Source organism: Streptomyces sindenensis (assembly GCF_014649035.1).
In the GTDB taxonomy this organism is placed as follows: domain Bacteria; phylum Actinomycetota; class Actinomycetes; order Streptomycetales; family Streptomycetaceae; genus Streptomyces; species Streptomyces sindenensis.
Genome location: NZ_BMSG01000019.1, coordinates 1 through 13,785 on the forward strand (window position 1 = coordinate 1; position 13,785 = coordinate 13,785).

General features: G+C 72.7%; 16 protein-coding genes. 6 read left to right on the forward strand and 10 right to left on the reverse strand.

The window, feature by feature from the left end:
• The first annotated feature begins 241 nt into the window (after positions 1–241).
• Positions 242–1,294, forward strand: coding sequence for an NAD-dependent epimerase/dehydratase family protein (locus IE145_RS20490; protein ID WP_229825704.1), 1,053 nt, complete (start codon positions 242–244; stop codon positions 1,292–1,294).
• Between the two features lie 33 nt (positions 1,295–1,327).
• Here IE145_RS20490 and IE145_RS20495 read toward each other — a convergent pair whose 3' ends face one another.
• From IE145_RS20495 to IE145_RS20530, 8 genes are all read right to left on the reverse strand, one after another.
• Positions 1,328–2,911 (reverse strand): alpha/beta hydrolase, encoded by a 1,584-nt coding sequence (locus IE145_RS20495; protein WP_189526918.1) that lies wholly within the window; start codon positions 2,909–2,911, stop codon positions 1,328–1,330.
• 195 nt (positions 2,912–3,106) lie between these two features.
• The gene (locus IE145_RS20500) at positions 3,107–3,886 is read right to left on the reverse strand and encodes an urease accessory protein UreD (RefSeq protein WP_189526919.1); all 780 of its coding nucleotides are present in this window, start codon (positions 3,884–3,886) and stop codon (positions 3,107–3,109) included.
• The gene (gene ureG / locus IE145_RS20505) at positions 3,883–4,560 is read right to left on the reverse strand and encodes an urease accessory protein UreG (RefSeq protein ID WP_189526920.1); all 678 of its coding nucleotides are present in this window, start codon (positions 4,558–4,560) and stop codon (positions 3,883–3,885) included. The genes IE145_RS20500 and ureG overlap by 4 nt, the downstream gene beginning before the upstream one ends.
• Before the next feature lie 25 nt (positions 4,561–4,585).
• A complete protein-coding gene (locus tag IE145_RS20510) occupies positions 4,586–5,248 on the reverse strand; it encodes an urease accessory protein UreF (RefSeq protein WP_189526921.1) in 663 nt (220 codons plus the stop codon).
• A 15-nt stretch (positions 5,249–5,263) separates the two neighbouring features.
• Positions 5,264–6,985, reverse strand: coding sequence for an urease subunit alpha (locus IE145_RS20515; RefSeq protein WP_189526922.1), 1,722 nt, complete (start codon positions 6,983–6,985; stop codon positions 5,264–5,266).
• Positions 6,978–7,289: an urease subunit beta gene (locus IE145_RS20520; protein WP_189526923.1), complete on the reverse strand. Its 312-nt coding sequence runs from the start codon at positions 7,287–7,289 to the stop codon at positions 6,978–6,980. Before IE145_RS20520 ends, IE145_RS20515 begins: the two co-directional genes overlap by 8 nt.
• Before the next feature lie 13 nt (positions 7,290–7,302).
• Entirely contained in the window at positions 7,303–7,605 is a 303-nt protein-coding gene (locus IE145_RS20525; RefSeq protein WP_010070010.1) for an urease subunit gamma, read from the reverse strand.
• 138 nt (positions 7,606–7,743) lie between these two features.
• On the reverse strand, positions 7,744–8,364 hold the full coding sequence (locus tag IE145_RS20530; protein ID WP_189526924.1) for a TetR/AcrR family transcriptional regulator: 621 nt from the start codon (positions 8,362–8,364) through the stop codon (positions 7,744–7,746).
• Between the two features lie 126 nt (positions 8,365–8,490).
• Between IE145_RS20530 and IE145_RS20535 the strand changes: the two genes are divergently transcribed.
• A complete protein-coding gene (locus IE145_RS20535; protein ID WP_189526925.1) occupies positions 8,491–9,498 on the forward strand; it encodes an ABC transporter permease in 1,008 nt (335 codons plus the stop codon).
• Between the two features lie 119 nt (positions 9,499–9,617).
• On the opposite strand, the gene IE145_RS20540 is transcribed toward IE145_RS20535, so the two are convergent.
• Positions 9,618–9,920, reverse strand: coding sequence for a type II toxin-antitoxin system Phd/YefM family antitoxin (locus tag IE145_RS20540; RefSeq protein ID WP_189526926.1), 303 nt, complete (start codon positions 9,918–9,920; stop codon positions 9,618–9,620).
• Between the two features lie 92 nt (positions 9,921–10,012).
• On the opposite strand from IE145_RS20540, the gene IE145_RS20545 reads away from it, so the two are divergent.
• The 3 genes from IE145_RS20545 (at position 10,013) to IE145_RS20555 (ending at position 12,023) form a co-directional block, all read left to right on the forward strand.
• Positions 10,013–10,618, forward strand: coding sequence for an ATP-dependent Clp protease proteolytic subunit (locus IE145_RS20545; protein WP_189526927.1), 606 nt, complete (start codon positions 10,013–10,015; stop codon positions 10,616–10,618).
• 53 nt (positions 10,619–10,671) lie between these two features.
• The gene (locus IE145_RS20550) at positions 10,672–10,992 is read left to right on the forward strand and encodes a hypothetical protein (RefSeq protein WP_032765680.1); all 321 of its coding nucleotides are present in this window, start codon (positions 10,672–10,674) and stop codon (positions 10,990–10,992) included.
• A gap of 557 nt (positions 10,993–11,549) precedes the next feature.
• Positions 11,550–12,023, forward strand: coding sequence for a C40 family peptidase (locus IE145_RS20555; protein ID WP_189526928.1), 474 nt, complete (start codon positions 11,550–11,552; stop codon positions 12,021–12,023).
• Positions 12,024–12,104: 81 nt separating this feature from the next.
• Here IE145_RS20555 and IE145_RS20560 read toward each other — a convergent pair whose 3' ends face one another.
• Complete coding sequence (locus tag IE145_RS20560; protein WP_189526929.1) at positions 12,105–12,761, reverse strand: LysE family translocator; 657 nt, start codon at positions 12,759–12,761, stop codon at positions 12,105–12,107.
• A 74-nt stretch (positions 12,762–12,835) separates the two neighbouring features.
• On the opposite strand from IE145_RS20560, the gene IE145_RS20565 reads away from it, so the two are divergent.
• On the forward strand, positions 12,836–13,777 hold the full coding sequence (locus IE145_RS20565) for a LysR family transcriptional regulator (RefSeq protein WP_189526930.1): 942 nt from the start codon (positions 12,836–12,838) through the stop codon (positions 13,775–13,777).
• Positions 13,778–13,785: the final 8 nt, after the last annotated feature.

Sequence of the window (13,785 nt, forward strand, 5' to 3'; positions counted from 1 at the left end):
CGCACCATGACCAGGATCATCTCTCACCACCCGATCCCCTTTGAAGACGACCCCTAGGTCCTGTCGTCAAACTGCCGTCGTCGCCCGGAGGGCGGCCGCGCGGCGTCCGGTGCGTGCGATCGCAAGGCGCCTGAATGGTCTTGTAGCGGAGCTACCAGGGCATTTGGGCAACGCCGCGAGCGTGCGTGCCGGGCGTCGCGCGGCAGACGGCAGTTTGACGACAGGACCTAGCGTCGCTTCCATGACCAAGGGACACGCATGGGTGCTGGGAGCGACGGGGCAGATCGGGCGGGCCGCGGTCCGCGCACTGGCCGCCGACGGCTGGGAGGTCACGGCGGCCTCGCGCGGCGGCGGCCGGGACGCGGGGTGGGACGCCGGGGTCCGGGCGGTGGCGCTCGACCGGGACGAGGAAGGGGCGCTGGAGAAGGCGCTGGGCGACGGCTGTGACGTGCTGGTCGACATGGTGGCGTTCGGCGGCGCGCACGCCCGGCAGTTGACCGGCCTGGCCGACCGGATCGGCTCGGCGGTGGTGATCTCCAGCGGTGCGGTGTACGAGGACGAGCGGGGCCGCAGCTTCGACACCCAGGCCGAGCCGGACGGCTTCCCGCGCTACCCGGTCCCGCTGCGGGAGAGCCGGGCGACGGTGGCCCCGGGGGACGGCACGTACGGGACGCGGAAGGTCCTGCTGGAGCGGCAGTTGCTGGCGGCGGGCGAGGCGCTGCCGGTGACACTGCTGCGCGCGGGCGCGGTCCACGGCCCGTACTGCCGCACACCGCGCGAGCTGTACGTCGTGAAGCGGCTGCTGGACGGGCGGCGGCGCCGGGTCCTCGCGTACGGCGGGAAGAGCCGCTTCCACCCGCTGCACGTGTCCAACGCGGCGGAGCTGATCCGGCTGGCCGCCGGGAAACCGGGTTCGCGTGTGCTGAACGCGGCGGACCCCGAGGCGCCCACGGTCGCGGAGATCGCGTCGGCGATCGACGCGGTGCTCGGGCGGGGGACGGAGACGGTGCTGATCGACGGCCCGGCGCCCGAGGGGCGGGTGGGCGAGACACCGTGGAGCGGCGCGCACCCGGTGGTCTACGACATGACGGCCGCGGGGGAACAGCTCGGCTACCGCCCCGTGACAGGCTACGCGGAATCGCTGCCGGAGACGGTCGAGTGGCTGGCCGGGGAGCTGACGGGGCGCGACTGGCGGGAGGCGTTCCCGAAGATGCTCAAGAACTACGGCGAGGGTCTCTTCGACTACGCGGCGGAGGACGCCTGGCTGGCGGCGTACGACCGGGGCCGCCGCTGAGCGCGGGCCCCGGTCGTACGCCTCGGGGGCGTCCTACGGCTTGGGCGTGGCGTGCGGGGTGCACGTCACGTCGCGCCGGTCGGTCTTCCCGGTGAGCAGGTAGGCGTCCACCCGCTCGTTGACGCAGGGGTTGACCAGTCCGGTGACGCCGTGGGATCCGGCGTCCTTCTCGGTGATGAGCCGCGAGCCCTTGAACCGCTTGTGCAGCTCGACCGCGCCCGCGTACGGGGTGGCGGCGTCACGGGTGGACTGCACGATGAGGACCGGCGGCAGACCCTTGCGGGTCTTCACGTCCAGCGGGGTCCGCTGCTTGGCGGGCCAGGTGGCGCAGGGCAGGTTCATCCAGGCGTTGGCCCATGTCATGAACGGGTACTTCTCGTGGAGCCGGGTGTTGTCCCGGTCCCAGGTGCGCCAGTCGGTGGGCCACGGGGCGTCGGCGCACTCGACGGCGTTGTAGACCGCGTTGCCGTTCTCGGAGGCGGCGTTGCCCGCGAGGTCGCTCATGTCGGGGGCGGCGGCGTCGATCAGCGCCTGGGTGTCACCGGCCCGGTAGGCGCTCCAGGTCCTGGCGGTGCGGGCCCAGGCGGAGTCGTAGTACGGGGCGCCCTGGAAGAAGCCGATGAGCTCGGCGGGCCCGACGACGCCTCCGATGGGCTTCTCCTTCGCGGCGGCCCGCAGCTCCAGCCAGGCCTTCTCGACCTTCTGCGGGGTGTCGCCGATGCCGTAGACGTCGTCGTGCTTCGCGACCCACGCCTTCCAGTCGTCCCAGCGCGTCTGGAAGGCGATGTCCTGGTTGAGGTTCGCCCGGTACCAGATGTTCTTCCGCGACGGGTCGACCACGCTGTCGAGGACCATGCGCCGGACGTGGGCCGGGAAGAGCGTGCCGTAGACGGCGCCCAGGTAGGTGCCGTAGGAGACGCCGAGGAAGTTGAGCTTCTTCTCGCCGAGCGCGGCCCGGATGACGTCCAGGTCGCGTGCCGTGTTCGGCGTCGTCATGTGCGGCAGCATCTCACCGCTGCGCTCACCGCACCCCTCGGCGTACTCGCGGGCCAGCTTCCGCTGGGCGAGCTTGTCCGCCTCGCTGCCGGGGACCGGGTCGGCCTTCGGCGCCTTGACGAACTCCTGCGGATCGACGCAGGAGATCGGGGCCGAGTGGCCGACGCCCCGGGGGTCGAAGCCGACGAAGTCGTACGCCTTCGCGGTCTTCGTCCAGAGCGGGTTCTCGGCGGTGATCCGGGCGGGGAACCGCAGCCCCGAACCGCCGGGCCCGCCCGGGTTGTAGAGCAGGGCGCCCTGCCGCTCGCGCTTCGTGCCGGTACTGACGTGCCGGTCGACGGCCAGCTCGATCGTCTTGCCGTTCGGCTTGGCGTAGTCGAGCGGTACGGTCACCCAGCCGCACTGGATGGGGGCGGTCAGACCCCAGTCCGCCGGGCAGTCCTTCCAGTCGATCCCGGCCTTCGCCGCCCGCTGCGCCGCGACGGCGACCCCGCGCGCCTCGGCGTCGCCCCGGCCGTGGTGGCGGCCGTGGGCACTCGCGGCGGGTGCGGCCATGGCCCCCGCTATGAGCGTGCCCGCGACGAGAGCCCCGGCCGAGCCGAGGACGGTCGTACGTCTCACGTGAATCCCCCTTCATCCGATCCGCCGCCGAGGGGGCGGCGTGGTCATCGGTACGTCGCGGGGATCCTTTCGTCTGCGGGGCGCCCGGGGCCAGGGCGTACACCTGTTTCTTTACCGAACCCATAACCGGTGAAGGAAGTTCGCTGAGCGGACTCAGCCCGGGGAGCCTTTCCCGAAGCCGCCCTCGAAGCCGTCCTAGAAGCCGTCCTTGAGTCCGCCCAGCAGTTCGCGCGTCGCGTCGTCCAGGATTGCGCGCAGCAGGCGGGCGTCGGCGGCCACGGCGGTGACCAGGACCGCGGGGCCGGCCAGGGGGGTGAGGGCGGCGGTGGGGCCCAGCAGGCGGGCGGGGAGCGGGGCGTCCTCGAAGGACGGGTCGGCGAGGAGGAGTTGACCGGTGGCGCGGTGGCCGGCGAGGACCGCGGGGCCGTCCCAGCCGGCGGGGGCGTCGGGCCCGTAGGTCAGTTGCTGGTCGAGGAGGGGGCCGCCCGCGCGGTGGACGGTGAGGCGGGTGGTGAGGGCGCCGGGGGGTTCGCCGTGGCGGCCGAGGATCTGTTCCTCGCGCAGCAGGAGGCGTGCGGTGGAGGCGAGTTGGACCCGGGTGGTCTGGTGCAGGCGGCTGCCGCGGGCGGAGACGAGCTGTTCGGGGAGCCAGTGCAGGGCCGCCCCCTCCCCCACGGTCAGGTCCACCGCGTACGTGGACGGGTCTGCGTCCGGCCGTGGGCCCGGGAGGGCCACCGTGGCCGCCGCCGCGTCCACGGTGAGGCGTGCGCCGTCGGCGGCCTCGGCCTCGACGGCGAGGCGGTCGCCGTTCAGCGGGGCGCTCATCGCGCCGACCACGGTGACCCGGGCGTACCGGGAGTGCGGGGAGCGGGTGCGGCGCAGGGCGAGCGGGCCGTCGCTCTCCAGGACGGGCAGGGCGGTGCCGCCCCGCCCGTCGGGCTCGGCGCGGAGCCGGGCCCGCGCGTGGACGCTCACGCGGTCCAGGCGGCGAGCTGGGCGCGCACCCAGTCGGCGACCGGTCCGACGCCCTCGGCCGAGGTCAGCGAGGTGAAGGCGACGGGGAGTTCGCCGCGCTGCTTCTCGGCGTCCAGGGCCATCCGCTCCAGATCGGAGCCGACGTACGGGGCGAGGTCGGTCTTGTTGATGACGAGCAGGTCGGCGGTGGTGACGCCGGGGCCGCCCTTGCGCGGGATGTCGTCGCCGCCCGCGACGTCGATGACGAAGATCTGCGCGTCGACCAGGCCCTTGGAGAAGGTGGCCGTGAGGTTGTCGCCGCCGGACTCGACGAGGATCAGGTCGAGCGGGCCGACCGCGTCCTCCAGGTCCTCGACCGCTTCGAGGTTGGCGGAGATGTCGTCGCGGATCGCGGTGTGCGGGCAGGCGCCGGTCTCGACGGCCTGGATCCGCTCGGGCGGCAGGACGGCGTTGTCGAGGAGGAAGTCGGCGTCCTCGCGGGTGTAGATGTCGTTGGTGACGACGGCGATGGAGAGCCGGTCGCGCAGTTCCCGGCAGAGGGCGGCGACGGTGGCCGTCTTGCCGGAGCCGACCGGGCCGCCGAGCCCGATGCGCAGGGCGCGCCGGGTGCCGTCGGGGCGCGTGGCGTCGGCGCTGACGGCGGCGGGGCCGTCGTGGGTGTGGCCGAGGTGCATGAGGCTGCTCCTGCTTCCTGGAGGGTTACGAGGCGAAGAGGCGGACCGGCCAGGCGGCGTGCGCCTCGGCGGTGATGTCGAGGAGCGGGGCCGAGGCGGCGGGCAGGGCGTCGATGCCCCGGCGGGCGGCCTCGGCGGCCTGTTCCGCGACCCGGTCCAGCTCGGGGGCGAGCCGGGCGAGGACGGCGGTGGCGTGGAAGGGGTCGAGGGAGAGGAGCCGGACGACCGCGGTGGCGGGTCCGCTGACGGTCTCGTACGCGACACAGTGCGCGGCGTCCTCGGGGCCGAGGCCCGCCGACCGCGCGGTGAGCCCGAGCACGACGGGCTGGTGGGCGCCGCGCGGCCGGGCCGAGGCGAGCGCGTCCAGGTCGGGGCTCGGCCAGGTGGCGCGGGCGGCCCGCATCATCTGCCGGCCCAGCTTGCGGGCGGTGGCTCTCAGGGCGGGCGAGGGCGTACGGGCGTCGGCGGCCTCGTCGAGGGCGAGCGGGTCGACGCCGTGGGCCGCCGCCGCGGCGAGGGCGGCGGCGGTGAGGCCCGCGGTGTGCAGGCGGCCCCGGCAGAAGGAGGCGAGGGAGTCGGCGTCCCGGATGCGTCCCTCGGCGACGGCCGGTTCGGCGCCACCGGAGTGGGCGTGGCCGCCGGCGGGGAACCGGCCGTCGGCGAGGACGAGGAGAGCTGCGCGTGACATGGCGGCGACCGGCGCTCAGAAGAGGAAATAGCGCTGGGCCATGGGCAGTTCCGCCGCCGGGGCCGGCTCGACCGGGTCGCCGTCGATGGTGACGGCGAAGCTGTCCGGGTCGACGTCGACGCGGGGCACGGCGTCGTTCTCGCGCATGTCCGCCTTGGTGGTTCCCCGGGTGCTGGTGATCGGCGTGAACGGCTTGTCCAGGGCGAGCCGTTCGGGCAGTCCGTCCTCGATCGCGGCGGCGGAGACGAAGTTGAACGAGCCGCGCGCGGCCGCCCGGCCCAGCGCGCCGAACATCGGGCGGGGCATCACCGGTTGGGGCGTCGGGATGGAGGCGTTGGCGTCGCCCATCTGCGCGTACGCGATCTGGCCGCCCTTGATGACGGTCTGCGGCTTCACGCCGAAGAACGCCGGGTCCCAGAGCACGAGGTCGGCGAGCTTGCCGGTCTCCACGGAGCCGATCTCGTCGCCCATGCCCTGGGCGACGGCCGGGTTGATGGTGTATTTGGCGACATAGCGACGGACCCGGTGGTTGTCGGCCCGGCCGTCCCCGGGCAGGGCTCCTCGCCGCTTCTTCATGACGTGGGCGGTCTGCCAGGTCCGCAGGATCACCTCGCCGATCCGTCCCATCGCCTGGGAGTCCGAGGAGATGATCGAGATGGCTCCGAGGTCGTGGAGGATGTCCTCGGCCGCGATGGTGGAGGGCCGGATCCGGGACTCGGCGAACGCCAGGTCCTCGGGGACGGCGGGGTTGAGGTGGTGGCAGACCATCAGCATGTCGAGGTGTTCCTCGATGGTGTTGACGGTGTGCGGCCGGGTGGGGTTGGTCGAGCTGGGCAGGACGTAGGGCTCGGAGACCACGCTGATGATGTCGGGCGCGTGCCCGCCGCCCGCCCCCTCGGTGTGGTACGCGTGGATCGTACGGCCGGCGATGGCGGCGAGGGTGTCGGCGACGAACCCGGCCTCGTTGAGGGTGTCCGTGTGGATGGCGAGCTGCGCACCGGTCCGCTCGCAGACGGTGAGGCAGGCGTCGATCACGGCCGGGGTGGCGCCCCAGTCCTCGTGGATCTTGAATCCCAGTGCTCCGCCGCGCAGTTGGGAGTACATGGCGTCCTGCGACATCGTGTTGCCCTTGCCGAGCAGCCCGATGTTGACGGGGAAGGTCTCCAGCGCCTCGAACATCCGGGCCAGATGCCAGGGGCCGGGCGTGATGGTGGTGGCCTTGGTGCCTTCGGCGGGGCCGGTGCCGCCGCCGACGAGGGTGGTGATGCCGCTGGAGAGCGCCTGGTCGACGAGGGTGGGTGAGATGAAGTGGACGTGGGCATCGACCGCTCCGGCCGTGAGCAGCTTCCCGTTGCCCGCGATGACCTCGGTCTCGGGGCCGATCACCAGGTCGGGGTGGACGCCGTCCATGGTGTCCGGGTTCCCCGCCTTGCCGATGCCGGTGATCCGGCCGTCCCGGATGCCGATGTCGGCCTTGACGATGCCCCAGTGGTCGATGACGACGGCCCCGGTGATGACGGTGTCGGGCGCGCCTTCGGCCCGGGTGGTGCGAGCCTGGCCCATGGACTCGCGGATCACCTTGCCGCCGCCGAACACCGCCTCGTCGCCCGCGTTTCCGGGGCCGCCCGAGCGGTCCTCCTCGATCTCGACGAGCAGATCGGTGTCGGCGAGCCGGATCCGGTCGCCGGTGGTGGGCCCGAACAGGTCGGCGTACACCGCGCGCTTGAGGTCAGGCATCGAGGGCACCTCCGGTTTCGCCGCGCAGGCCGGGGACGACGCGGCGGCCGGCGAGGGGGACGAGTTCGACGTCGGCGGGGATGCCGGGTTCGAAGCGGACCGCCGTACCGGCGGCGATGTTCAGCCGCAGGCCGTGGGCGGCGGCGCGGTCGAAGCGCAGCCCGGGGTTGGCCTCGGCGAAGTGGTAGTGGGAGCCGACCTGGACGGGCCGGTCGGCGGCGTTGAGGACGGTGAGGCGGGTGACCTCACGCCCCTCGTTGAGGGGGATGTCCCCGTCCCCGTACAGGATTTCTCCGGGAATCATCGGCGCTCCCCCGTCAGACGATCGGGTCGTGGACGGTGACGAGCTTCGTGCCGTCGGGGAAGGTGGCCTCGACCTGGACGTCGTGGAGCATCTCGGGGATGCCCTCCATGACGTCGTCCCGGGTGAGCAGCTTCCGGCCCGATGCCATGAGTTCGGCGACGGTGCGGCCGTCCCGGGCGCCTTCCAGCAGATGGGCGGTGATCAGGGCGACGGCCTCGGGGTGATTGAGCTTCAGCCCGCGTGCACGGCGCTTCTCGGCCACGTCGGCGGCCACATGGATGAGCAGACGCTCCTGCTCGTGCGGGGTCAGTTGCACGCTTCCACCTCATCGTCTTCCGCCCGGTTCCTGGCTCCGGACGCAGCGGGACCCTATCCGTGTTCAACAGTTCGTTGAACACAGAAGGAGCCCTCGCGACCAGGCATTGCACGTTAGGGCGGAAGTTTTTCCGTTGCGTTAACTGATCTTTTGCGGGGTGATGGACATCAGCCCGCACAACCCGTTCTCCAGGACCTCGGGGCGCACGTCCCCGAAGAGCGCCTCCTGCACGATGAAGCCCTGCGCCGTCGCGATCATCGTGCGCGCCACATGGTCGCCGGGCACGTCGCTGCTCAGGATCCCGGCGGCGCGGTAGGCGTCGACGAGCTTCCCCCAGGCGACACGCATGGTGGCGTACCCCTCGTCGAGGAGTACGGCGAGCCGCTCGTCGCGCAGCGTCTCGGACCAGAGCTGGACCACGAGCGCGGCGAAGACACGGCGTTCCAGTCCGTGCACCTGGCCCGAGAGCACCCCGCCGAGCACCCGGCCGAGCAACGCGTCCGGGGTGGGGGGCGGCGTCATGCGGGCGGCCTCCTCGAAAGCGCCGCGAATGACCGCGAAGGTCTCCTCGGTGATGGCCGCGATGATGTCCTCCTTGCCGGAGAAGTAGCGGTAGACCGCACCGGCGGAGAGCCCCACCTCCTTCAGGACGTCCTGCATGGACGTGCCGTGGAATCCGTTGCGGGCGAAGCAGCGGGCCGCACCGTCGAGGATCTGACGGCGGCGGGCATCGAGGTGTTCCTGGGATACGCGGGCCATGGTCTCAATCTAAAACGAACATTCCTTCTTGACAATCGAACGAGACATGCCGACAGTGGAGGGCGAGCGTAAAACGAACGATCCTTCTTTTTGGGTTCCCGCCCGCCGCACGAATCGAGGCCCCTCATGTCCACCGCACCCAACCGCCGCGCGGTAGCGGTGATCCTGCTGATCCCTCTGATGGTGACCTTCGCCCTCTGGGCCTTCGCCTGGCCCGCCGCCCGGGTCGCGCCGCGCGACCTCCCGGTCGGCGTGGCGGGCGCGGCGCCGGCCGCACAGCAACTGGAGCAGCGGTTCGAGCAGCGCGACGGCGCCTTCGAGGTGCACCGTTACGCCGACGAGGCCGCCGCCCGGGCCGCGATCGAGGACCGGGTCGTATACGGAGCGGTCGTCGCCACCCCGCAGGGGCCGCACCTGCTCACCGCGTCGGCGGCGAGCCCGGTCGTCTCCCAGCTGCTGCGCGAGGCCGTGACCGCGTCCGCCCCGGAGGGCACGCGGGTCGAGGTCACCGATGTGGTCGCCGCACCGGCCGGGGACCCGCGCGGCAGCGCGCTCGGCGCGAGCGTCCTGCCCTTGGCCCTGGCGGGAATGGCCGCCGGAGCCGTCGTCACCCTTATGGGGTTGCGCGGGGCGCGCGGCGCGTTGACCCTGCTGGCGGCATCCGCACTGGTGGGGCTCGCCGCCACGGCCGTGACCCACAGCTGGCTGGGCGTGATCACGGGCGACTGGTGGACGGAGGCGGGAGTGCTCGCACTCACCGTGCTGGCCATCGGCTCGGCGGTGGCGGGACTCGCCGCCCTGTTCGGACAGCGCGGTATCGGACTCGGCGCCCTGCTGATGGTCCTGCTGGGCAACTCCTTCTCCGGGGTCACCAGCGCACCGCACCTGCTGCCCGAGCCCGTCGGGACGATCGGTCAGTGGCTGCCGCCGGGCGCGGGCGGCTCCCTGCTCCGCTCGGTCGCCTTCTTCGACGGGAGCGCGGCGGGCGGGCCCCTCCTGACGCTTTCGCTGTGGTCGGCCCTGGGACTGGCGACGGTGCTGCTCGCCCGGCGGACGCCGAAGCCCGTCGAACCGGCCCTCACCGAGCCCGCCGAGCCCGCCGATCCGGCCCGGGAGTCGGCCCTGGCCGGCTGAACAGCGGGCCTGGCGCGCCGAGCCGGGTGCCCCTCCGCAGGGAGGGGCACCCGGCTTCGTGCTGTGCGGTCAGGTCGCGGTCCCGGGCGTCCGGGCGGGGGTTCCGTCCGGTCGGAGCGTCAGCCATCCCGGCCGTTGCCGTCACCATGGCCGCCGTGAGGGCGGTGCTCGGCGGCGATGCCGAACCTGCGCCGTTCGCCCTGAGCGGAGGGCGCGGAGCCGATCGAGGAGACCGAGCTGATCACCTCTTCCTCGGCCGCGGACTCCTCCGCTTCGAGTCGTTGCAGGTCAGCGGAGGAGACCAGCGCGATGAGCGGCTTGCCGTGCCGGGTCACCACGACGCGTTCACCGCCGTAGACGACGCGGTTGATCAGTTCGGCGAGCTCCGCCCGTGCTTGCGTCACCGGAATCTCGTAGGCCATAGTCACCATCATAACCTTCTGTACGTCCTGTACATTTTTTACGGATGGCCGGACGCCCAGCCGGATGGTCAGCTCCAGGAGAGAGGCACGCCATGATCCGCCCCGCCGCCCGCTATGTCCTTCCCGAGTTCACCGAGCGCACCGCGACCGGGACCCGGACGCAGGACCCGTACTCGAAGCTGCTGTCCGAGCGGATCGTCTTCCTCGGGAGCCCGATCGACGACACCGCCGCGGGCGATCTCGTCGCCCAGCTCATGTATCTGGAGCACGCGGATCCGGACCGGCCCGTGTCGCTGTACATCAACTCCCCCGGCGGTTCGTTCCAGGCGATGGCGGCGGTCTACGACACGATGCAGTTCCTGACCTGCGAGGTGGAGACCTTCTGCCTGGGGCAGACCGGCTCCTACGCGGCGGCTCTGCTGGCGGCCGGGGCGAAGGGGCGGCGACATGCGCTGCCCGGCGCGCGGGTAGTCATCCAACAGCCCGCACTGGAGGAGCCGATGCGGGGCCAGCCGTCCGACCTGGAGATCCACGCGCGCGAACTGGTGCGCACCCGCGAGATGTTCGCGGCCATGCTGGTCCGGCACACGGGCCGGACCGCGGAGCAGATCACCGCCGACATCGAGCGCGACACCATCCTCGACGCGAAGGCCGCCCTTGCCCACGGGCTGGTCGACCACGTCGTGGAGAACCGCTGACCCACCCGGGGCCGCCGTCCGACCGGCGCCGCACGACGCGAGGTGAAACGCCGATGGAGCCACCCGAGTTCCCGCCCCTGCCCGCGCTGACCCGCGCCGAGGGCGAGTTCGTCGACCGCTATCTGGCCGTGCTCGACCAGGTGGGCCGGATCAACCCGGCGCACGGCGGCGACACCTACAGCGCGCTGCGGGCCGCCCAGGCCCTGGCCTCCGGGGCGGCGGCCCTGCGCGACGCCCTGGCCCTGATGCACGAGCGCGGCGAGTCACGGCTGCACGCGGCCACCCTGGCCCGGGCCCTGCGCGTCCTGGACGGGGAGCGCCGGGCGGGGCGGGTCGCGATGCCTCCACCGGCGGACCGGCCGCCGGTGAACTGACGGCTGGTGAACTGACCCGCCCCGCGCGCCGGGAGCGCCTTACGGGAGTGAACCGGTCGGCACGCCGCACGACACGCCCGATCCGTCGATCAATTCTTCTCGCTCGTTCGGCGTAGGAGATCACCCGCGCGAGCGACGGCCCAACTTGCGTTCACAGCGCGACCCGTACTCGAAATACGTCCTTTCGTCCCTGGTGCGAGGGGGGTGCGCCCGGCTCGTGGGCGAGCGCGAATCCGGCCTGTCCACCTGAATGGATCAGTGGTGAGGAGACTCACAAATCGCCGTTTCAGCTCGGAAATCCGGCACGGAGTGCGTCAAGATCCCTGGGACGACAAGCCCCCGCCGCCGCGGCGGGGCGGTCCGGGCGGACGCCGAGTCCTGCCGCCGCCCGGATGACTGGTCGACAGAAGTGGATCGGCAGGAGTGGAGGACCCGAGCACAACGGGCCGACCGGGAGACCGGGAAGCCCTCGGGGTGAAGCCGCGACGCGGCCGGGCAACTTCGCCAGCCCGAACCCGACAGGTCATCCTTCACAGGCGGCTGACGAAGGGTTGCGCATGTCTGCGCAGGTTCATGTCCCGTCTCTGTTCGCCCGGGTCGGTACGGCTTCGGCGCTCACCCTGGCCGTGACGTCCTCGATGCTGGCGCCCGGTCTGGTGAGTGATGCCGAGGCCGCCACCGCCCACTCGACGAAGGCCCTGAAGGTCGCCGCGTCGAAGAAGGGCGCCCCCTACAGGTACGGAGCGGCGGGCCCCAGCCGCTTCGACTGTTCGGGGCTGACGCTCTACTCGTTCAAGAAGGCCGGCAAGAAGCTCCCCCGCACGGCCCAGCAGCAGTACAACAAGACCCGCCACATCGCGAAGTCGCAGCGTAAACGCGGCGACCTCGTCTTCTTCCATTCGGGGCGCAGCGTCTACCACGTGGGCATCTACGCCGGGTCCGGGAAGATCTGGCACTCCCCCAAATCGGGGGACGTGGTGCGACTGGCGAAAATCTGGTCCAAGAGCGTCTGGTACGGACGGGTCCGCTGACCCACCGGCCGGACGCTCTCTCCTTGCGGGCCCCGCCCCTGCCGCCCTGCCCCGCGGCACCGCCCCTGCCGCGCGCCGGCCTCAGCGCAGCAGCGGGCCGGTGACCAGGGCGAGCCCCAGTCCGGTGAGCGCCACCCCGCTGCCGCCCTCGATCGCGCGGGCGGTGCGCGGGCGGCGCAGCCACCGGCCCAACCGGTCCACCAGCAGGGCGACGGCCGGGAACCAGATCAGCGCCAGCACCACGACCAGGGCCGCGAGCAACAGGGTCCGGGGCAGCGGCGGCTGACCGTCGGGCACGAACTGCGGCAGCAGGCTGAGGAAGAGCACCGGGGCCTTCGGGTTGAGCGCGTTCGTCAGGAATCCCTGGCGCAGCGCGCGCCCGAACTCCCTGGGAGCGGGCCGCTCGGGATCGCCGTCCGGGGCACCGGACGGCGGGCCCGAGCCGTCCCGCGCCCGGCGGCGCATCGCGTACAGCGCGCTGAGCCCGAGGTAGAGGACGTACGCGCCGCCGAGCAGTTGGACGGTACGGAAGAGCACCGGCACCGTCACCAGCACCGCGGCGAGTCCGGCGACCGCGAGCGCGGTGTGCACGAGCAGTCCCCCGGCGACGCCGACCGCCGAGGCCAGGCCCGCGGTGCGGGAGGCCAGGGCGTTGCGTACGACGACGGTGAAGTCGGCGCCGGGCAGCGCGACCATACCGGCGGCGACCCCCGTGAAGGCGATGAGTTGTGCGTCCATGGGGTCCACCCTGGACCTGCGGAGCCTTTAGCGTGTACTTGCAATCTTCTGGGTCTGCCTAAAGGAACGCTTTCATGTACGACCCGACACGGCTCGCGGCGCTCGTGGCGGTCGCGGAGGCCGGATCGATCACCCGGGCCGCCGCCCGCCTCGGCTACACCGCGCCCGCGCTCTCGCAGCAGCTGGCCAAGCTGGAGCGGGAGGCGGGGGCGGCGCTGCTGGTACGCCACCATCGCGGGGCGCGGCTGACGGCGGCGGGCGAACTGCTGGCGGGCCGGGCCCGCCGGGTCCTCGACGAACTGGACCAGGCGCGGCACGAGCTGGCGCAACTGGCCGGGCTGTCGGGCGGCAGGCTGCGGGTGGGGACGTTCACGACGGCGGGGATCCATCTGCTGCCGCCCATTCTGAGCGCCTTCCGGCGGGCCCACCCCGAGGTGGAGCTGGCCGTCGCCGACCAGGAACCGCCCGGCGGTATCGCCGCCGTGGCCGCGGGCGAGGTGGACCTCGCCCTGACCCACGCCTATGAACCGGGGGCGGTCGGGCCTCCGCCCGCGGGCGTGTTCGTCGATCCCCTCCTGGTCGAGGAGCTGGTGCTGGTCACGTCGGTGGGGCACCGGCTCGCCGAGGGCACCGGGCGGCTGCCGGTCGGTGAGCTGGCGGGGCGGCCGTTGATCAGCAGTGCGCCGACCCATCCGCCCCGGCGCGGGGTCGAGAACGCCCTCGCGGAGGTGGGGGCGACGCCCGCGGTGATCTGCGAGTCACCCGGATACGCGCTGGTGTGCGCGCTGGTCAGCGCGGGGCTCGGCGTGGCGGTGGTGCCGGAGATGGTCGCCTCGATGGCGGCGGCACCGCTGTCCGTACGGCGGCTGGAGCCGGCGTCGTTCCGCCGGACGATCTCGGTGGTGCACCGGGGTGACCGGTCGAGCCCGGCCGCCGCGACCCTGCTCGCGCTGTTGCGCAGCGGCTTCGGCCGCGGGGGCACGGCCCCGGGGACGAACCGGGCTCCGGCGGGCTGACCGGGGCG